This is a genomic window from Mariniluteicoccus flavus (genome assembly GCF_054776655.1).
On the sequence record NZ_BAAHBN010000010.1, the window covers coordinates 16,118 to 34,905 of the forward strand.

At 71.9% G+C, this 18,788-nt stretch carries 22 protein-coding genes and 1 pseudogene; 9 read left to right on the top strand and 14 right to left on the bottom strand.

Annotation, left to right across the window (positions count from 1 at the left end; all coding sequences use genetic code 11):
• Positions 1 to 3 precede the first annotated feature (3 nt).
• The 11 genes and pseudogenes from ACYVAG_RS14230 to ACYVAG_RS14280 all read right to left on the bottom strand — a co-directional run bounded on the left by ACYVAG_RS14230 (position 4) and on the right by ACYVAG_RS14280 (position 8,744).
• Entirely contained in the window at positions 4 to 252 is a 249-nt protein-coding gene (locus tag ACYVAG_RS14230; protein ID WP_460770706.1) for an ABC transporter permease, read from the bottom strand.
• A gap of 38 nt (positions 253 to 290) precedes the next feature.
• Positions 291 to 602 carry a hypothetical protein gene (locus tag ACYVAG_RS14235; RefSeq protein WP_460770707.1) on the bottom strand — a complete coding sequence of 104 codons (312 nt, stop codon included), beginning with the start codon at positions 600 to 602 and terminating at the stop codon, positions 291 to 293.
• Entirely contained in the window at positions 599 to 943 is a 345-nt protein-coding gene (locus ACYVAG_RS14240; protein WP_460770709.1) for an AAA family ATPase, read from the bottom strand. The genes ACYVAG_RS14235 and ACYVAG_RS14240 overlap by 4 nt, the downstream gene beginning before the upstream one ends.
• Entirely contained in the window at positions 928 to 1,347 is a 420-nt protein-coding gene (locus tag ACYVAG_RS14245) for an ATP-binding cassette domain-containing protein (protein WP_460770711.1), read from the bottom strand. Before ACYVAG_RS14245 ends, ACYVAG_RS14240 begins: the two co-directional genes overlap by 16 nt.
• 17 nt (positions 1,348 to 1,364) lie before the next feature.
• Complete coding sequence (locus ACYVAG_RS14250; RefSeq protein ID WP_460770713.1) at positions 1,365 to 1,625, bottom strand: hypothetical protein; 261 nt, start codon at positions 1,623 to 1,625, stop codon at positions 1,365 to 1,367.
• A 207-nt stretch (positions 1,626 to 1,832) separates the two neighbouring features.
• Positions 1,833 to 2,732, bottom strand: coding sequence for a phytoene/squalene synthase family protein (locus ACYVAG_RS14255; RefSeq protein WP_460770715.1), 900 nt, complete (start codon positions 2,730 to 2,732; stop codon positions 1,833 to 1,835).
• A complete protein-coding gene (gene crtI / locus ACYVAG_RS14260; RefSeq protein ID WP_460770716.1) occupies positions 2,729 to 4,234 on the bottom strand; it encodes a phytoene desaturase family protein in 1,506 nt (501 codons plus the stop codon). The genes ACYVAG_RS14255 and crtI overlap by 4 nt, the downstream gene beginning before the upstream one ends.
• A complete protein-coding gene (locus ACYVAG_RS14265) occupies positions 4,219 to 5,307 on the bottom strand; it encodes a polyprenyl synthetase family protein (RefSeq protein ID WP_460770847.1) in 1,089 nt (362 codons plus the stop codon). Before ACYVAG_RS14265 ends, crtI begins: the two co-directional genes overlap by 16 nt.
• A gap of 6 nt (positions 5,308 to 5,313) precedes the next feature.
• Positions 5,314 to 5,883 (bottom strand): annotated as a pseudogene (idi, locus tag ACYVAG_RS14270) (isopentenyl-diphosphate Delta-isomerase); the annotation flags it as partial.
• Positions 5,880 to 7,148, bottom strand: coding sequence for an FAD-dependent oxidoreductase (locus tag ACYVAG_RS14275; protein ID WP_460770718.1), 1,269 nt, complete (start codon positions 7,146 to 7,148; stop codon positions 5,880 to 5,882). The gene ACYVAG_RS14275 and the pseudogene idi, both read right to left, overlap by 4 nt.
• A 54-nt stretch (positions 7,149 to 7,202) precedes the next feature.
• A complete protein-coding gene (locus tag ACYVAG_RS14280) occupies positions 7,203 to 8,744 on the bottom strand; it encodes an ATP-dependent DNA ligase (RefSeq protein ID WP_460770719.1) in 1,542 nt (513 codons plus the stop codon).
• A gap of 94 nt (positions 8,745 to 8,838) precedes the next feature.
• Between ACYVAG_RS14280 and ACYVAG_RS14285 the strand changes: the two genes are divergently transcribed.
• Positions 8,839 to 9,207 (top strand): DoxX family protein, encoded by a 369-nt coding sequence (locus ACYVAG_RS14285; protein ID WP_460770721.1) that lies wholly within the window; start codon positions 8,839 to 8,841, stop codon positions 9,205 to 9,207.
• 1 nt (position 9,208) lies between these two features.
• Positions 9,209 to 9,796, top strand: coding sequence for a TOPRIM nucleotidyl transferase/hydrolase domain-containing protein (locus tag ACYVAG_RS14290; RefSeq protein WP_460770722.1), 588 nt, complete (start codon positions 9,209 to 9,211; stop codon positions 9,794 to 9,796).
• A gap of 32 nt (positions 9,797 to 9,828) precedes the next feature.
• On the opposite strand, the gene ACYVAG_RS14295 is transcribed toward ACYVAG_RS14290, so the two are convergent.
• Positions 9,829 to 11,568, bottom strand: a complete 1,740-nt coding sequence (locus ACYVAG_RS14295; protein WP_460770724.1) for a pyruvate dehydrogenase — start codon at positions 11,566 to 11,568, stop codon at positions 9,829 to 9,831.
• A 78-nt stretch (positions 11,569 to 11,646) separates the two neighbouring features.
• Here ACYVAG_RS14295 and ACYVAG_RS14300 point away from each other — a divergent pair, with 78 nt between their 5' ends.
• From ACYVAG_RS14300 to lepB, 7 genes are all read left to right on the top strand, one after another.
• Positions 11,647 to 12,549, top strand: a complete 903-nt coding sequence (locus ACYVAG_RS14300; RefSeq protein WP_460770726.1) for an SDR family oxidoreductase — start codon at positions 11,647 to 11,649, stop codon at positions 12,547 to 12,549.
• Positions 12,550 to 12,630: 81 nt separating this feature from the next.
• A complete protein-coding gene (locus ACYVAG_RS14305; protein ID WP_460770728.1) occupies positions 12,631 to 13,620 on the top strand; it encodes an LLM class F420-dependent oxidoreductase in 990 nt (329 codons plus the stop codon).
• A gap of 36 nt (positions 13,621 to 13,656) precedes the next feature.
• Positions 13,657 to 14,133, top strand: a complete 477-nt coding sequence (locus ACYVAG_RS14310) for a hypothetical protein (protein WP_460770730.1) — start codon at positions 13,657 to 13,659, stop codon at positions 14,131 to 14,133.
• Between the two features lie 9 nt (positions 14,134 to 14,142).
• Positions 14,143 to 14,670 carry a hypothetical protein gene (locus ACYVAG_RS14315; protein ID WP_460770731.1) on the top strand — a complete coding sequence of 176 codons (528 nt, stop codon included), beginning with the start codon at positions 14,143 to 14,145 and terminating at the stop codon, positions 14,668 to 14,670.
• Position 14,671: 1 nt separating this feature from the next.
• Entirely contained in the window at positions 14,672 to 15,913 is a 1,242-nt protein-coding gene (locus ACYVAG_RS14320; RefSeq protein WP_460770733.1) for an NAD(P)/FAD-dependent oxidoreductase, read from the top strand.
• A 1-nt stretch (position 15,914) separates the two neighbouring features.
• Entirely contained in the window at positions 15,915 to 16,454 is a 540-nt protein-coding gene (locus tag ACYVAG_RS14325; protein ID WP_460770735.1) for a type 1 glutamine amidotransferase domain-containing protein, read from the top strand.
• Positions 16,455 to 16,561: 107 nt separating this feature from the next.
• Positions 16,562 to 17,311 carry a signal peptidase I gene (gene lepB, locus ACYVAG_RS14330; RefSeq protein WP_460770737.1) on the top strand — a complete coding sequence of 250 codons (750 nt, stop codon included), beginning with the start codon at positions 16,562 to 16,564 and terminating at the stop codon, positions 17,309 to 17,311.
• Here the strand turns inward: lepB and ACYVAG_RS14335 are convergent.
• A complete protein-coding gene (locus ACYVAG_RS14335) occupies positions 17,292 to 18,245 on the bottom strand; it encodes a hypothetical protein (protein WP_460770739.1) in 954 nt (317 codons plus the stop codon). The two genes, lepB and ACYVAG_RS14335, sit on opposite strands and share 20 nt — an antisense overlap.
• Before the next feature lie 31 nt (positions 18,246 to 18,276).
• Complete coding sequence (locus ACYVAG_RS14340; protein WP_460770741.1) at positions 18,277 to 18,606, bottom strand: histone-like nucleoid-structuring protein Lsr2; 330 nt, start codon at positions 18,604 to 18,606, stop codon at positions 18,277 to 18,279.
• Between the last annotated feature and the right edge of the window lie 182 nt (positions 18,607 to 18,788).

Here is an 18,788-nt window from a genome sequence, read left to right on the forward strand (position 1 = left end):
GCCTCAGGCGCACTTCCGCCGATAGGTGACCATCGCGACGGCGTACGCGATGACGCCGAGGCCGACGCACCACGCCAACGCGACCCAGAGGTCATCGCCGACCGCTCGTTGCGCGAACAGGGCGCGGATCGCGTTGACGATCGGAGTCACCGGCTGGTGCTCGGCGAACCAGCGCACCGGTCCCGGCATGGACTGGGTGGGCACGAAGGCGGAGCTCACGAACGGAAGGAAGATCAGCGGATAGGAGAACACGCTGGCGCCCTCGACCGAGCTCGCCGATAGCCCGGCGATCACCGCGCGATCGGCATGGAGTGGAACCGATCGAAGATCCCGCCCTGCAGGTCGGTGAACAGGCGGAACGCAGTGTAGGAGACGCCCATCGCGATCGTCATGAGGAGGATGCCGGGCAGCATGTAGTTGATGTAGCGCCCCGCCCCCTCCCCGGGCCCGGTGTCGATGGCTCCGCCCAGCACGTAGACGAAGAGCAGCATGATCGCGATCGGCATGACCGCGGTGGTGATGATGGTGTCGACGCTGCGACTGACGTGTTTCAGCGAGCGCCCAATGAGGGTGGCGGTGTCGGCGAACAGATGTGCGGTCACGGTCGTTCCTCCTGCTGATCGGCGCCGACGAGGGCGAGGAAGATGTCCTCCAGCGACGGTTGCTTCTCGACGTATTCGATCTGGGCTGGCGGCAGCAGCCCCTTGAGCTCCGCCAAGGTGCCGTTGACGATGATTCGGCCGCGGTGAAGGATCGCGATCCTGTCGGCCAGCTCCTCGGCCTCATCGAGGTACTGCGTCGTGAGCAGAATCGTCGTCCCGCCCCGCGCCAGTTCCTTCACGGTCTGCCACACCTCGATCCGGGCCTCCGGATCGAGCCCGGTCGTCGGCTCGTCCAGGAAGACGACCGCCGGGTCACCGATCAGGCTCATGGCGATGTCCAACCGCCGACGCATGCCGCCCGAGTAGGTGGCGACGCGGCGACCCCCGCCTCGGTCAGGGAGAATCGGAACAGCAACGCGTCGGCGATCGACACCGGGTCCGGCAGGTGACGCAGCCGGGCGACCAGCACCAGGTTCTCCCGACCGCTGAGAATCTCATCGACGGCCGCGAACTGCCCGGTCAGGCTGATCGACTGCCTCACGTCGCCCGCATCATCGACCACGTCCGCGCCGTTGACGATGGCCGAGCCCGCGTCGGGGGCCAGCAGCGTCGACAGGATCCGCACCGCGGTGGTCTTGCCCGCGCCGTTCGAACCCAGCAGCGCGAAGATGCTGCCCGGCTCGACCTCGAAATCGACGCCCCGCAACACCTCGAGCTTCCCGTACGCCTTCACCAGACCCTGCACGCGGATCGCCGGCGTCGTCAGTGTGGCGGGCATGCGTCCGCGCGCCCGTCCTGGGCCTCGGCTCGGGCGATCGTGTCGACCAAGCGCCTACGCTCGGACTCGATCCATTCCCCGGCGGCGTACTTCGCGAGCAGCGCCTCAGCGAACCGCACGGGATCGGCGCCCACGACGGCGCCGATCGAGCGGCCGTCCCGCAGCGCGCCCTCGAACTCTCCCACCAACTCCTCGTGCAGGGAGACCAGCACGTCACCGTCGGTGATCGCGCCCCGATACAGCACGAAGCGCTCCACCCCCTCGGCAGCGTCCGATAGCCACCAGGCAGAGCCTTCACCCGTGCCCTGTACGCCCGCCACCGCTGCTGGTCGCCCAGTTCCCCGACGATCTTCTCCATGAAATGCGACATCATCCTGCCCGTCTGTCAGCGTCCTCCCCGCGGCTGCGGAAAGGTTCTGACACCACCGTGCAGGGTTGATGCCGCATCAAGGTCAAGCAGGAACCGAACCGAACCCCCGCGGCCCCGCCACCACCGTTGCGGCCGCCGTCGCCGCCTTCCGCCACGTCGGCACGCGGTGCCGCCCCGAGAACACGTCATAGCCCGACGCCTCGATCCGGTCCAGGATCCGCGCGTACAACACGTGCGCCGTCGCGACGCACCGCGCCGACCGCGGCGGCAACATGCGTACGCCCGGCTCCGCCTCGCGATAGAGCTCCCGGTTCCGCGCCACCTGCTCGGCCATCATCGACCGCCACGCGTCATCCACCACCCGCCGCGCGGGGTCCGCCCCGTGCCGCGCCAGGTCGTCCTGCGGCAGATACAGGCGCCCTCGGTCAAGGTCCTCCGCCACGTCCCGCAGGAAGTTCGTCAGCTGGAACGCCAGTCCCAGCGAGCGCGCGGGCGCGTACGCCTCCGGGGTGACAGGCTCCAGCACCGGCAGCATCATCTCCCCGATGACCGCCGCCGACCCCTCCATGTAGCCGTCGCGCAGTTCGTCCCACGACGACCACGTCGTCCGCGTGAGGTCGAGCGCCATCGCGTCGAAGAAGCGGTCGAAACACTCCGGGTCGATCCCGCGGCGCCGGATCGTGTCGACCACCGCGGCCAGCACCGGCTCGTTCGCCCCACCCGACTCGAGCCCGTCGAAGAGCCAATGCCGGAACGTACGCAGCCGCTCGGCCGGATCGCCGTCCCTCGGCAATGACAGGTCGACGGTGTCGGGCTCGTCCACGATGTCGTCGGCCAGCCGGCACAGCGCATAGACCGCGTGCACGTCGCGCCGCTGGGCCGGCGGCAGGATGGCCGCGCCCCAGTAGTAGGTCGTCCCATGGCGTCGCGTCAGCTCCGCACAGCGCCGGAATCCCTGCTCCAGCAGCGGATCGCCCGTCATCGGAGGTACGCCCCCACCCGCTGCGCCGCCAGTTTGCCCGAGATGAGAACCATGGGTACGCCGACCCCCGGCACCGTGCCCGACCCCGCGAACACCAACCCAGGCAGCTGTTTCGTCACGTTCGCCGGCCGGAACGGCCCCGTCTGGGCGAACGTGTGGGCCAGCGCGAACGGCGTGCCCGCCGCCATGCCCTGCGCCCGCCAGTCGTCGGGAGTGACGAGTTCCTCGGTCACGACGTCGGCCGGATAACCCTGCTCCGTAAGGAATCCGTGCAGCCTGTCCCGCAGCCGTGGCGCCTCGCGCTTCCAGTCCACCTTCCCGACGTCGAGATTCGGCACCGGCTCCAACACATAGAGCGTCGAGTCCCCCTCCGGCGCTGCCGTCGGGTCGTCGAGCGAGTGCACGCAGACCAACCGCGACGGGTCGCGCATCAGCTCCCCGCGCTTCAGCAGGTCGTCGAAGGACGCCGCCCACGCGTCACCGAAGTGGATGTTGTGGTGGGCGATCTCGGGGGCCGGGAGGCCGCGTACGCCGACGTGCCACACCGCCGCCGACGGCGAGTACGCCCCCTTCCGCACCGCGCGCGGCGCCTTCAGGTCCGGCAGCAGCTTCTCGTACGCCACCGGCAGGTCGAGCGTGCAGACCACCGCGTCGGCGGCGATCGTGGTGCCGTCGGCCAGCTCGACCCCGCAGGCGGCCCCGTCGTGTCCGCGGCGCAGGACCCGGGAAACCTCGTCCCCATAACGGAACTCCACCCCGGCCCGCTCGGCCGCGGCCGCCATGGCCGCCGGGATCGCGTGCATGCCACCCGACCCGCCCAGGCCGCCGGGCTCCGGGAACCACACCCCCTCGATCGAGTCCATGTAGGTGATCACCGCATAGATCGCGAGCGCGTCGTCGGGGGCCAGCCCGGCATACATGGCCTGGAACGAGAACAGCCGGTGCAGCCGGTCGTCGCGGAATCGCCGCCTGACCTCGGCCCCCAGCTTCCCGAACCCGCCCATCGCCAAGAGCCGCGCGGCCGCCGCCGGGTTGCGCAGCAGCCCCAGGGGCGAGTCGAAGTTGCGGTCGATGAAGTGCGGCATCTCCAGCTCATACAGCCGTTTGAGCCACACCACGAAGTCGTCGAACGCCCGCGCGTCGTGCTCGCCGCACTCCCGCGCGATCTCCTCGCGCATCGCCGCGTGCCCGAACCGCACGTGCAGCGTCGACCCGTCCGCGAACCGCGCCCGGTACGCCGGGTCGAGTCGCCGCAGCGGCAGCACCTCGTCGATGTCGGCCCCGACCGCGCGCAGCGGCTCGGCCACGAGGTCCTTCATCGTGAACACCGTCGGCCCGGTGTCGAACGCGAACCCGTCCCGCACCAGGCGCCCCGAGCGTCCACCGGGAATCGCCTCCCGCTCCACCACCGTCACCCGATGTCCCTCGCCGGCCAGGTGACAGGCGGCGGCGAGCCCCGCGAGCCCGGCCCCCACGACCACGACGCTCATCGGTCGCGCCACGCGATCTTCTGGGCCACGTCGCGCAGGCCCGCGGCGCCCACGGGATCCAGCCCGTCGGCCTCGAGAGCCGCCAGCGCGCGCTGGTGGGAGTCGGCGATCATGCGCTCGACCCGGTCGTGCACGCCTGTGTCCACGAGCGCCCTCTGCAGCAGCTCGACGTCGCCGGCGCGGGCGGCCGGCGTGCCGATGCGCTCCAACGCGGCGGCCGCGGCCCCCGTCAACCGTTCCCGCGCCAGCCCCACGATCACCGTCGCCTTGCCCGACCGCAGGTCGTCGCCGGCCGGCTTGCCCGTCACCGCCGGGTCGCCCCAGATGCCGAGCACGTCGTCGCGGAGCGCGAACGCGTCGCCCAGGTGGCGCCCGTACGCCGCCAGCGTCGACCGGACGCCCTGCGGCGCCCCCGCGGCCGCCGCCCCGAACAGCAGCGGACGCTCGACCGTGTAGGCACCCGACTTCAGCCGCGCCACCAGTTGGGCGTGGGCGAGGTCGCGCCGCCCGGAGGCCGCGCCGGTGAGATCGGCCCGCTGACCCGCGATGAGCTCCACGCACATCTCGAACCAGTCCTGTCGCAGGGGCCCGGGCAGCGTGGCCACCAGCCGGTCGGCCTCGGCGTGGGCGAGGTCGCCGAGCAGGATCGCCATGTTGCGCCCGAACTCGTCGGCGGGCCCGTGCCCGCCCGACCGCCGGTGGACGTCCGCGGCCCGGACGTGGGCGGCGGGCGCCCCGCGCCGCGTGTCCGACCCGTCCATCACGTCGTCGTGGATCAGCGCGAACACGTGCAGCGTCTCGAGCGCCGCGGCCATGCGGACCACATCGGCGTACTGCGGTCCCCCGATCTGCCCGCCGGCGGCCACGAAGCCCCAGTGGCACATCGTCGGGCGGAGCCGCTTGCCGCCGGTACGCACGAGGGTCCCCAGCCAGGTCGGCAGGTCCTCGCCGAGCACGTCGGTGGGCCCCGGAACGATCGACGACGACCACAGCGATGCGAGTTCGGCCCCCTCCCGCGCCAGAAGCTCGTCCACCGCGTCGAGCGTCACCCCGGCCGTGGTCGGCAGCGCTGCCGGCGACCGCATCCATCGCGGCAATTCCTCGTCCAGCAAGAGGATCTGCTGCGCCGCCCACGGGCTGAACATCTCGGGGGTCGCCCGGACCCCGGCCACCAACCGGTCCCAGTCCATCCAGCGGTGGTCCATCACCTCGGCCGGGTCGGGCGACAGGCGGTCGTCCACCAAGGCCCCCAGATAGACCGGGCAGATCTCGTTCTCGACCAGCCCGCTCGCGTCCACCGCCCGGTACGCGAAGTCAGGCAGCGCCACGTCCTCGCACTGCACCGTCGCCCCGAGCTCCTCGGTGACGCGACGTCGCAGCGCGTCGACGGTCGCCTCACCGGGCTTCGGATGACCGCAGCACGCGTTGGTCCACACCCCCGGCCACGTCTTCTTCGTCAGCGCCCGGCGCGTCATCAACACCTGCTCCTGCGCGTTGAACACATACATCGAGAACGCGCGGTGCAGCGGGGTGTCGGTGGTGTGCACCGTCAGCCGCGGGGCCGTGCCGATGGGCGTCCCGTCGGGATCGACGAGTTCGACCAGGTCGTCGGTCTCGTCGACGTCGTCGGACGGAACCCCCAGGTGCGCGTGATCGGTCATCCGGCATTCCCCTTCCTCGACGTCATTCCCAACGAATCCTTCACCGCCGCAGCGGCCCGTCCGCCCGACACCAACGCGCCCTGGATCGACGCGGTGTCGCGGTGGTCCCCACACACGAACAGCCCGTCCCCCAGCGCCACCGGCCGCCGCGCGTCCAACGGCGCCGGCTGCGCGGGCAGGGCCTCGCGTACGACGTGCCGCGCCAGCGTCTGCACGTCGCCCAGCCGCCCCCGGTGGAGGTCGGCCAGGTGCCGGCGCACGCGCTCGTGTTCCGGCACCGACCCGTCCGCCCCCAGCAGGCACGTCGCCTGGATGAGGTGGCGCCCGGCAGGCGCATAGCTCGGCACCGCGTTGCTGATCACCGCGGTGTTGACGAGCGGGCCCGCGTCGCGGCGTCCCTCGACCATGAGCAGGTCCGACGACGTCGGCGCCTCGTCGGCGGCGAACCAGTCGGTGACCAGACCCTTCATCGCCGGCGCGGGTTCGCGTACGCCGGCCTCGGCCAGCAGGTCGGCCGCCGCGCGCGGACCGGCCGCCACGACCACGGCGCGCGCCGCCACCTCGCCGTCATCGGTCGTCACACCGGTGCGCGAGACCGCGCGTACGCGGACGCCCGTCGAGACCCGATCGCCCAGCGGTGCGGCGAGTTGCGCGGGCATCGCGCCCATGCCGGCGGCCGGCAGTCCCGGCGTGCCCAGGACGAAAGACCGCAGGAGCAGCCGCACGAAGGTCGCCGACGTCGAGCCGTCGGTCTCGAGGATGACGCCAGCCAGGAAGCGTTCCAGCACCTCGCGGCGCAGCGGGCCGTGCACCCCGGCGGCGTCCAGCGACGCCCCGTACGCCCGGTCGCCCGACCCCAGCAGCGCCGGCACCGAACCCAGCGCCGGCGCCACCCATGCGCCCAGCCGCGCCAGCTCGGCGGGGCGCAACAGCCCGCTGCGCAGCATGGCCGGGACGGCCGAGGGCCGGCGGGTGGGATCGACGAGCTCGACCAGCCCCTTGTCGCGGCGTACGCCCACGCCGCGCCCGAACGCCCGGACGTCGAGCGCCGCGAGGTCGAGGGCGCGCCGCACCGCCGGGTAGGACGGGTTGAGCACCTGGAAGCCGCGGTCGCAGCGGAAGCCGTCGATCACCTCGGTCCGCACCCGTCCGCCGATCGTCTCCTCGGCCTCGAGCACGCGCACGTCGAGCCCGGCCTCGTGCAGCAGTGCGGCACAGCGCAGGCCGGCGAGACCCGCGCCCACAACGATCACATCGGCGGTCACTGGGGGACTCCCGTCGCTTGGCGTGTGTCGACAATACCGGCCCGGGCGAAGCCCTCACGCCAGCAGGGACCGCACCGTCTCGATCGTATCCGCCTCGCCCGGACCCTTGTCGTCGCGATAGCGCAGCACCCGGGCGAACCTCAACGCCACCCCGCCCGGATAGCGCGTCGACCGCTGGACCCCGTCGAAGGCGATCTCGACCACCTGCTCGGGGCGGACGCGCACGACCCCGTCCCCGCCGTCGCCGTCCGGCCCGTCCTCCCCCGTCGCCAGCTCGGTGAACCGTTCCGTCTGCCACGCGAGCATGGCGTCGGTCATCCCCTTGAACGTCTTGCCCAGCATGACGAAACCGCCCGTCTCGGGGTCCCGCGCCCCCAGGTGGATGTTCGAGAGCGTGCCCGTGCGGCGGCCGCTCCCCCGCTCCACCGCCAGCACGACCAGGTCGAGCGTGTGCCGGGGCTTGACCTTCACCCAGCCCGCCCCGCGGCGTCCCGCCGCCCACGTGGCGTCGAGCGCCTTGACCACCACGCCCTCGTGCCCGTCGGCGACCTGGGCGGCGAAGAACGCCTGCGCCGCGTCCACGTCGTCCGTCTCGAGCGACGGCACGCGGGATTCCTCGCCCAGCAACGCCTCCAGCACCCCCCGTCGCGTACGCAGCGGCTCGTCGATGAGGTCGCGCCCGTCGGCGTGCAGCACGTCGAAGAAGTACGCCGACAACGGCACCTCGTCGCGCATCGCCTCGGTCGATCGCCGGCTCGACGTCCGCGAACCCGTGACCTGGAAGGGATGCGGCCGGCCGTCGGGGCGCAGCGCGATCGCCTCGCCGTCGAGAACCAGGTCGCCGCCCGGCAGCGCCGCCACGACCTCCACCACCTCGGGCAGGCGCTCGGTGACCTCCTCGAGGCTGCGGGTGAACAGGCGTACGCGACCGCCCACGCGGTGGGCCTGCAGCCGGATGCCGTCGATCTTGCGCTCCACCAGCAGCGGGCCCGCGCCCTCCAGTGCGGCGGCGATGTCGGGCGCCGACGCGGCGAGCATCGGTGACACGGCGACGCCCGGTGTCAGGGACACCGCCTCGAGCGCGGCGACGCCGCCGGTCAGAGCCGCGTCGACGACCCCCACCACGCCGCCGGCCAGCATCGCCACCCGCCGCACGACCGCCTCGGGCACGTCGGCCGCATCGGCCAGGGCCTTCGTCACCACGGCGTCCAGCGCACCCTGCCTCAGCTCGCCGATCATCAACCTGCGCAGGAAATCCTGCTCATCGGCGGTGGCGGCCCCCAGCAGCGCGGCCAACGCGTCGGCCCGACGCCCGCGCGACCCGGCGCCCCTCGTCCCCGCCAGCACGGCGAACGCGGCGTCGACGTCGCCCAGCGCCAGGCCGGGCTCCGCTGCGGCCGCCGGCGGGTCGCCCAGTGAGCGCCACCCCACCCCCAGTCGGCCCTGCGGCACCACGCCGGACAGGTACGCGACCGCGAGCCGCGCGTCGCCCGGCCCCGCCCCGCGCAGCAGTTCGGCGATGGCCGCGGTCTTGGCCGTCCGCGATCGCGTGGCGGCGACGGCCGCGGACGTCTCGACGACCTCGTTGAGGAGCATGCACGCATCATGCACCCACGTTGGCTGAGCGAGCGTGGTCCCACGTTGGCTGAGCGAGCGCCAGCGAGTCGAAGCCACCTGCCACAATCACCCCATGCCCACCACGACCACCACCGCGTCCCACCTCCGCACCTCCGCCCTCTTCGTCGGCATGGGCGTGCTCCACTTCGTCAGGCCCCAGGCCTTCGACCGCGCCGTGCCCGACTGGGTGCCGATGTCGAAGCGCACCGCGACCCTCGCCAGCGGCGTCGCCGAGATCGCCGGCGGCATCGGCTACGCCATCCCCGCCACCCGGAAGCCCGCTTCGTGGGGCCTCGTCGCCCTCCTGCTCGCGGTGTTCCCCGCCAACATCCACATGGCCCAGCACCCCGAGCGCTTCCGGCCCGTGCCGCGCTGGGTGTTCCTCGCGCGCCTCCCGCTGCAGTGGCGCCTCATCCAACAGGTCCGCCGCGGGGCGCGCTGAGATGGCGACCGACGCCTCGCTCCGCATGAGTGCGAACGCCCGCACCGTCGTCCTGCTCGAGGGCGCCAGCGACGTGGCCGCCGTGCGTGCGCTGATGGAGACCAGCGGCATCGACCCGCGCCCCATCGAGCTGCTCTCGCTCCAGGGCGTCACCAACGTCGGCCGCGTCCTCAAGGAGATCCGCCTCGTCCGCTCCGATGTCGACGTCGTCGGGCTGTGCGACGCGGCCGAGACGCGGTTCGTCGAGCGTGCGCTCGTCCAGGACGGCCTGCCGGTCAGCGACGCCAGCGACCTGCCCACCTACGGGTTCTTCGTCTGCGTGGCCGACCTCGAGGAGGAGTTGATCCGGGCCCTCACGCCGGAGCGCGCCCGCGACACCCTGATGGGCGCCGGCCTGGGCGGCCGCTTCGAGGCGCTCCAGACCCAGGCGGCGTGGGTCGACCGTCCCCTGGCCGAACAGCTGCACCGCTTCTGCGGCGTCGCGTCCGGCCGCAAGGAACTCGCCGCCGGGATCCTCGCGGGCGCGCTCGCCGACGGCGAGGCGCCCGAGCCGCTCGCGATGCTGCTCGACCGGCTCCGCTGGGCCTGACCCCGGCTCCGGCACCCCGAGAACACGAAGCCCTACCGCGGGATGTTGCGCAGGTTCGACCGCGCCATCGACACGACCTCGCCCGACCCGCGGCCCAGCGCGATGCGGCTCATCGCGGTCGCAAAGCCCATCACCTGGTCGGCGGTCACCTTCGGCGGCAGCGACAGCGCGTTGGGGTCGGTCACGACCTCCACCAGCGCCGGTCCTGGCGCGTCGAACGCCTTCCGATAGGCCTTCGCCAGGTCCTTCGGCTTCTCCACACGCGTGCTCGGAATCCCCATGGCAGCAGCGATCGCCGCATAGTCGACGGCCGGCACGTCGGTCGCGAAGTCCGGCATGCCCTCGACCAACATCTCGAGCTTCACCATGCCCAGCGTCGAGTTGTTGAAGACCACGACCTTGACCGGCAGCGCGTACGCCCTGATGGTCAACAGCTCGCCGAGCAGCATCGACAGGCCGCCGTCGCCGGACACCGCGACCACCTGCCGGTCGGGGTACGCCGCCTGCGCCCCCATCGCCTGCGGCAGCGCGTTCGCCATCGACCCGTGCAGGAACGACCCGATGAGCCGGCGGCTCGGCGACGTCCGCAGGTAGCGCGCCGTCCACACGTTGCACATGCCGGTGTCGGCGGTGAATACCGCGTCGTCGGCGGCCTCCTCGTCGAGCACCGCGGCCGCATACTCGGGATGGATCGGGGTCATCTTCTCGACCTTGCGCGTGTACGCCCCCACGCCCTTGGTCATCAGCTTCTCGTGCCGCTTCAGCTGGCGCTCGAGGAACCGCCGGTCGTCCTTGCGACGCACCAGTGGCGCCAGCGCGCGCAGCGTCGGCAGCACGTCGCCGTGCACCGGCACGTCCACCGCCGTACGCCGCCCGATGTTCTCCGCGCGCCGGTCGACCTGCGCGGTGCGCGTGTCCGGCAGGAACTGGTCGTACGGGAAATCGGTGCCCAGCAGGACGAGCAGGTCGGCGTCCTCCATCCCCTCGGCCGCCGCGCCATAGCCCAACAGCCCCGTCATGCCGACGTCGAAGGGGTTGTCGGCCTGGATGAAGTCCTTCCCCCGCAGGGAATGCCCGATGGGCGCCCCGATCTGTTCGGCCAGCGAGACGACCTCGTCATGAGCGCCCTCGACGCCCGCCCCGGCGAAGATCGCGACCCGGTCGGCGGCGTTGATGGCATCGGCAAGTCGTGCCACCGCAGCGATCGGGGGCACGACCTCCGCCGGCTCGATGTCCGGCAGCACGCGCCCCTCGCCCGCCACCTCCAGCTCGGCGATGTCGCCGGGCAGCGACACGACCGCGACCCCGCGCGCCCCCATCGCGTGGCGCACCGCGGCGTCCACGACGCGTGGCGCCTGCGTTGCGGTGGAGACCAGTTCGGAATAGACCGAGCACTCGTTGAACAGGCGGTCGGGATGGGTTTCCTGGAAGAAGCTCTGGCCGATCTGGTTGCTCGGGATGTGGCTCGCGATCGCCAGCACGGGGGCCTGGCTGCGGTTGGCGTCATAGAGCCCGTTGATCAGGTGGAGGTTGCCCGGCCCGCACGACCCGGCGCAGACGGCGAGGCGCCCCGTCAGCTGGGCCTCGGCCGAGGCGGCGAACGCCGCGGCCTCCTCGTGGCGCACGTGGATCCAGTCGATCCCACCGCGCGCCGATCCGCCAGTGCGGCGGACGGCGTCCACAACTGGGTTGAGCGAATCGCCCACGATCCCATAGATCCGGCGTACGCCGGCCTTGCGCAGCTGGTCGACCAGCATGTCCGCGACGTTCATGACGGCTCCTCTCGACGGACCCCCAGCCTAGGTCGACCCACCCGCAGCCCCGGCGACCGGGAGGGATATTGTCGACATATGACTCTTCACCCGGACGTGGCCCGCACCGCTGAGAGCAAGACGAACGACAAGGGCGGTTTCCCTGCCCAGCAGCAGGATCCGCCCGGCCTGACCAGCGAGATGACCCCGCTGCCCGACCACGGCGAGGAGAGCTGGGAGGGCCACGGTCGCCTGAAGGGGCTGAAGGCCCTCATCACCGGCGGTGACTCCGGCATCGGCCGCGCCGTCGCGATCGCCTACGCCCGCGAGGGCGCCGACGTCGCGATCTCCTACCTGGCCGAGGAACAGTCCGACGCCGAGGACACGAAGCAGTGGATCGAGAAGGCCGGCGTGAAGGCCGTCCTGCTGCCGGGCGACCTGCGCGACGAGGACACGGCCCGCAAGGTCGTTGACGACGCCGTCGCCGAACTCGACGGCCTCGACATCCTCGTCAACAACGCCGCGTTCCAGTACGCCCGCGGCGAGGGCCTGGCCGACATCTCGACCGAGCAGCTCGACCGCACGCTGAAGACGAACCTGTACGCGATGTTCTGGGTCACCCAGCAGGCCCTGCCCCACCTCAAGAAGGGCGCGAGTGTCATCAACACCACCTCCGTGCAGTCGTACGCCCCCTCGGAGACGCTGATGGACTACGCCGCCACCAAGGCCGCCATCACGAACTTCACGATGAACCTCGCCGGCGAGCTCGGCGAGAAGGGCATCCGCGTCAACGCCGTCGCCCCCGGCCCCATCTGGACGCCGCTCCAGCCGGCCACCCAGAAGCCCGAGAAGGTCGAGCAGTTCGGCGGCGACGCCGCGCTCGGCCGCGCCGGCCAGCCCAGCGAGCTCGCGGGCGCGTACGTCTTCCTCGCCTCGCCGAAGGAAGCCAGCTACGTCAGCGCCGCCGTCATCGGTGTGACCGGCGGCAAGCCGGTCTTCTGAGGACGATCCGCGACCACTGACCGTCACGTTCTCCGAGCGAGGCCGCCCGCGGCCGAGACGAGGAGCCAGAAGGGACGACCCATGACCCGTTTCGGCTACACCCTGATGACCGAGCAGAGCGGACCGAAGGACCTGGTCCGCTATGCCCGCGCCGGCGAGGAGGCCGGCTTCGACTTCGAGGTCAGCAGCGACCACTACTTCCCGTGGCTGTCGGCGCAGGGCCACGCGCCGTACGCGTGGACCGTGCTCGGCGCGGTCGCGCAGGTGACCGAGCGCGTCGACCTCTACACCTACGTGACGTGCCCGACGCTGCGCTACCACCCCGCAGTGGTCGCCCAGAAGGCCGCCACGCTGCAGATCCTCGCCGACGGCCGCTTCACCCTGGGCCTCGGCAGCGGCGAGAATCTCAACGAACACGTCGTCGGCGAGGGCTGGCCCGCGGTCGACGAGCGCCAGGACATGCTCGAGGAGGCCATCGAGATCATCCGTGAGCTCCACACCGGCGAGCTGGTCACCTGGGCCGGCGAGCACTTCCGCGTCGACTCGGCCCGCATCTGGGACCTCCCCGAGCAGGGTGTCGACCTCGCCGTGGCCGTCGGTGGCGACAAGGCGGTCGAGCGGTTCGCCCCGCTGTCGGACCACCTCGTCGCGACGGAACCCTCGGCCGACCTCGTCACGTCCTGGAACGCCGCCTCCACCCACACGATCGGCGCCGACGCGAAGGCCATCGGCCAGATCCCGATCTCATGGGATCCCGACCCCGAGCGCGCCAAGGAGCGGGCCCACGAGCAGTTCCGCTGGTTCGCCGGCGGCTGGGCCGTGAACGCCGACCTCCCCACGACCGCGGGCTTCGCCGGGGCCAGCCAGTTCGTCCGTCCCGACGACGTGGCCCAGCAGATCCCCTGCGGTCCCGACCTGGACGCCATCGTCGAGGCCGTACGCCCCTTCTGGGAGGCCGGGTTCACCGACATCGCCCTGGTGCAGGTCGGCGACGAACTCCAGGACCGCTTCCTCGCCGAGGCCGCCCAGCCCCTGCTCGAGAAGCTGCGTGCCGCGGCACCGAGCTCCTGACCTGCCCACCCCTCGCCCACAGAATCGAGTTTCACCATGGCCACCGAACTCCTGCACGTCTACCTCCAGGACCACCACGCCGGCGCCAGCGCCGGAGTCGACCTGTTCCGCCGCGTCGCCGACAGCCACAGCCGCCCCGATGTCCGCGAGACCGTGGCCCGCCTCGGCGACGAGGTCGAGGCCGACAAGGCCCTCCTCGAGGAGTTGATGGCCGCGGTGGGCGCGAAGCCGGCCGCCGTCAAGGACATCCCTGCCCGTGTGGGCGAGAAGCTCAGCCAGCTGAAGGCCAACAACCGTTTGGTCGAGCGCTCGCCCATGAGCGACCTCCTCGAACTCGAGGCCCTCACGCTCGCCGTGCACGGCAAGCTGCTCGGGTGGAAGACGCTGCAGGAACTCGCCGATCCGCGCCTGTCGAGCGAACTCATCACCCGCCTGATCGACCGCGCCGCAGACCAGGGCCGCGAGCTGGACGACCTCCGGCTGTCCTGCGCCGACGTCCTCCACGCTGAGTAGGGTGAGCGCGTGACCACGAACCCGAACACCACGCCGAACCCGACCCCCGACCCCGAGCGTCCCACTCACGCGGGATCTCCCGCGGCGACGCCGCGTGGCGACACCTCCCACCACGACGGCAATCCCGCCTCCCTCCTCGTCCTGCGCGCCGCAGCAGCGCTGACCGCACTGGGCGCCCTCGTCCAGGCCGGCATCGGCGGCAGCATGCTGACGAGTGGCCCCGGCATGGCCGGCGTCCACGGCACCATCGGCCTGATCACAATGATCCTTGCCGTCGTCGCCGGCATCGCCGCGGGCCTGTGGGCCAAGCAGGGCGGCAACACCGGCATGATGTGGCACGCGCTGACGGTCGCCGTCCTCGCCGTGCTGCAGTACGGCCTCGGCGAGATGGGGCCCGGCATGCAGATCGCCCACATCGTCATCGGCCTGATCCTGCTCGTGGCCGCGATCGGGCTGGTGACCCTGGCGTTCCGCAAGCCCTACGCGGCGAACCCCCACGGCGCGCTGAACGAGTCGACCCACCACCACGAGGCCTGACATGGCCACGCCCCGCGCCCACGATGCAGCCGAGCCCCTCGGCCTGGTCGTCGTGGGCTCGGGGCCCGCGGGCGTACGCGCGGCCCAGGCCTACCGCGACGCCGGCGGAGCGGGACCCGTCGTCGTCGTCAGCGCCGACGAGACCGCGCCCTACCAGCGCCCGCCGCTGAGCAAGGACATGCTCGCGGGCGAGTCCCCGGCCGAGCCGACGCCCATCGACGACGACGACCCCGAGTTGTCGAGCATCGACGTCCGCCTCCGCACCCGCGCGCTGGCCCTGCGTCCCGACGAGCACGTGCTCGAGACCGACGCGGGTCCCCTCCCCTACGCGGCCTGCGTCCTCGCGCCCGGCAGCGAGCCGAAGCCCTTCCCCGACCTCGCCGACGGCGCCGACGTGCTCCTGCTGCGCACCTTCACCGACGGCGTACGCCTGCGCGAGCGCGCCGAGTCGGCCGACAGCGCCGTCGTGGTCGGCGCGGGGTTCATCGGCTGCGAGGCCGCGGCCTCCCTCGCGGCGCGCGGAATCAGCGTCACGCTGATCGCTCCCTCGAGGCCCCAGGAGTCCCGTCTCGGCCGCGAGGTCAGCGACTGGCTGACGTCCCACCTCCATGGGCTGGGCGTCGACGTGCGCGTCGGCGAGGTGACCCGCATCGAGGCCCCCACCAACCCCGGCGCGGCCGCCCGCGTCATCCTTGCCGACGGCCCCGACACCCCGGGCGGCCCCACGCTCGAGCCCGACCTCGTCCTCACCGCGCTCGGCGTACGCCCCGCCACCGGCTGGCTCCCGGCCGGCGACCTCGTCGAGGGCCGCATCCCGACCGACGACCACCTGCGTACGCCGTGGCCGGACGTCTGGGCCGCCGGCGACGCCGCGCTGGCCCACAACGCCGCCGCCGCGAGGCGCGTGCCGGTCGAGCACTGGGGCGACGCCGAGACGATGGGACGCATCGCGGGCGCCAACGCCGCCGGAGGCGACGAGGCCTGGGACGCCGCGCCGGGGTTCTGGTCGGAGATCGGCCCCCACACCCTCAAGCAGTCGGCGTGGGGCGACGGCCACGACGCCGTCCACGCCGAGCGCCACGGCGACGGCATCACGGTCTGGTATTCCCGGGACGACCGCGTCGTCGGCGTCGTGACCAACGACGACGACCCCGCGTACGAGCGGGGCGACGACCTGGTGCGCCGCGGCGCACCGCTGCGCGAGATCCAACCCGACACCGAGATCCCCAACACCAAGGAGTGACATGTCCGACAAGCTGACCGGTTCCACGGTGGCCTTCCTCTGCACCACGGGTGTCGAGCAGGTCGAGCTCACCAAGCCCTGGCAGGCCGTCGAGGCCGCCGGCGGCAAGCCCGTCCTCGTCTCCCTGGAGTCCGGCACCATCACCGGCATGAACGGCGACTGGGAGCACGCCGACGACTTCACGGTCGACCAGACCGTCGCCCAGGCCGACGTGACGGAGTTCGACGCCCTCGTGCTGCCGGGCGGCACCCTGAACGCCGACAAGGTGCGCGTCGACGACGACGCGAAGGCGTTCGTGAAGGCCTTCTTCGACGCCGGCAAGCCGGTCGCCTCCATCTGCCACGGTCCCTGGACCCTCATCGACGCGGGTGTGGCGAAGGGCCGCCGCATGACGTCCTACACCTCGATCGCGACCGACCTGAAGAACGCCGGCGTCGAGTGGACCGACGAGGAGGTCGTCGTCGACGGCAACCTCGTGACCAGCCGGAACCCCGGCGACCTCGACGCGTTCTCGAAGGCGCTGCTCGACCAGCTCCGCTGAGCCCTCGACACAGAACGTCCCACCATCTCGCGAGTCACCCCGGTTGGGCTCCCTGAACTACGATTCAGGGGGCACCCAGCCGGGGTGATCAGCTGAGAGGACTTCCATTGACCGCCGAAGAGCCACGATCCGCCCTGCGCTCGACGCTGTCGTTCCTCAAAGAGGTCCTTATCGTCATCCTCGGTGCGATGGTCGTCTCCGCGCTCCTGCGCGCCTTCGTGTTCGAGCCCTTCACCATCCCCTCGGGGTCGATGGAGAACACGCTCGCGGTGAAGGACAAGGTGATCGCCCAGAAGGTGACCGACTTCCGCCGCGGCGACGTCATCGTGTTCAAAGACCCGGGCGAGTGGGTCCCCGGCCAGAACCAGCAGCGCAGCGGCACACCCGCCAAGCTCCTCGAGTTCGTCGGCGTGCTCCCCAACTCCAGCGACGACTTCCTCACCAAACGTGTGATCGGCATGCCGGGTGACCGCGTCTCCTGCTGCGACGCCCAGGGGCGCCTCATGATCAACGGCCAGCCGATCACCGAGGACTACCTGTACGCGGACGCGAACGGCCGCGTACGCCCGTCGGAGTTCCCGTTCGAGGTCGTCGTGCCCGCGGGTCGCCTGTTCGTGATGGGCGACCACCGCAACGCGTCGGCCGACTCGCGCTGCCACCTCAACGACGTCGTCGGGGGGCGCACGCGCGGGGACACGGCGTTCGTCCCGATCGAGAACGTCGTGGGTCCCGTCAGCCTGATCGTGGCGCCGTTCGACCGCTGGCAGCAGCTGAAGACGCCGCCGGTCTTCGCCGGGGTGAAGAATGCCGAGGGGGCGCCCGCCGAGGCGAAGATCGTCACGACCGCCCGCTGCTGAGCCCCAACAACCGGGACAGCTCGTCGCGCACCGCGTCGAGTTCCGCGCCGGCTCGCTCGGACTCCGCTTCGGCCTCGGCCGTCCGTGTCGCCGCAGCGTCGGCGGCAGCGCGCTTCTGGGCCTCGGCCTTCTCCTGGTCCGCCAACGCCCGTTCGGCCTCGGCCAGCGCGGCGCGGGCCGCCTCGACCGCGGCCCTGGCCGCGTCCGCTCCCTGCGCCGCGGCCGCGGCGCGGTCCTCGGCCTCCTGCGCCTGTGTCTGTGCCTCGGTCGCGGCCCGCGTCACGTCGCCGGGGGCGCGCTCTGCCCGCTTCAGCGCGGCCGACAGCTCCGCGAGGCGGGCGGGGTCGGGACCGTCGTCGCCCTCCGGGTCCCCCGCACCCTCGGCGGGGCGGGGGGCGGCGGCGCGGCGCGCGGCTGCGGCCTCGCGCCGCGGCTGGAGCTGGATCACCTCGGCCATGGGAGCGAACAGGTCGACGGGGCCGAACCCCGACGCGCGCACGGTGCGGCTCAGGGTGCCGGCGCGGATGCCTGCGGCCACCTCGGGGTCGGCGAGTCCCGCCGTCAGGGTCTCCGCCACCTCGGAGCGGACCGAATCCGGCGCGATATAGCCGTCGTCCCGGCCCAATTCCACTGCGCGTTTCGCCAAGGTGGAGACCAACTGCGTACGCAGCCTCGAAAGTTCCCGCAATTGCGTGGCATCAGCATTGCGGTGGGCCTCGGCCAGAGATTCTCCGAGCGCGAGGGCTTCGGCCACCTGATCGGGCTCATGCAGGGACAGCAGATTGACCAGCCACGCACCGCGCGTCGGTTTTTTCCACGTGGCAATGGCTTTGGCGGCATCCTTTTCGCCCGCCTCGCGCGCGGCGGCGACCGCGTCCTTGCGGCGCGCCACGAACGCATCGAAAGGGCCGGCGAACACCTCGCGTGCGTTCACCGGCCCCTCCTGAAGAAATGTGCGACCGAGCTCAGGCGTTGGCCCGCTCGTACGCCTCGCGCACCTCGGCGGGGACCCGCCCGCGCGCGTTGACCTCCATGCCGTTGGCCTGGGCCCACGCGCGGATCTCGCCGGCATCGGCCTTGCCGTTGGCGGCGCGGGCGCGTCCGCCGGACCGCGAGCTGCGCGTCACCTTGCGTCCATGGCCGGTCCAGGGTGCGAAGTCGTCGCGCAGCTTGCGGGCGTTCTTCTCGGAGAGGTCGATCTCATAGTCGACACCGTCGAGCGCGAAACGGACGGTCTCGGCCGCTTCGCCGCCGTCGACATCGTCTTCGAGAATGACCTGGACTCGTTGGGCCATGAAAGACTCCTTGAATGTGGGGAACTTCAGTACGGCCCCATTCCACCACGGCCCGAAGGTCAGTTTCAAATAATGTCTGCGCATTCCCCGCATTATCCGTCCGCATATTCCTGGGCCCACATGTGGTCCGAATCCACTTTCTGGTTCGCGAGTCAGCCGTCGATGCATTTCACGACGCCCGC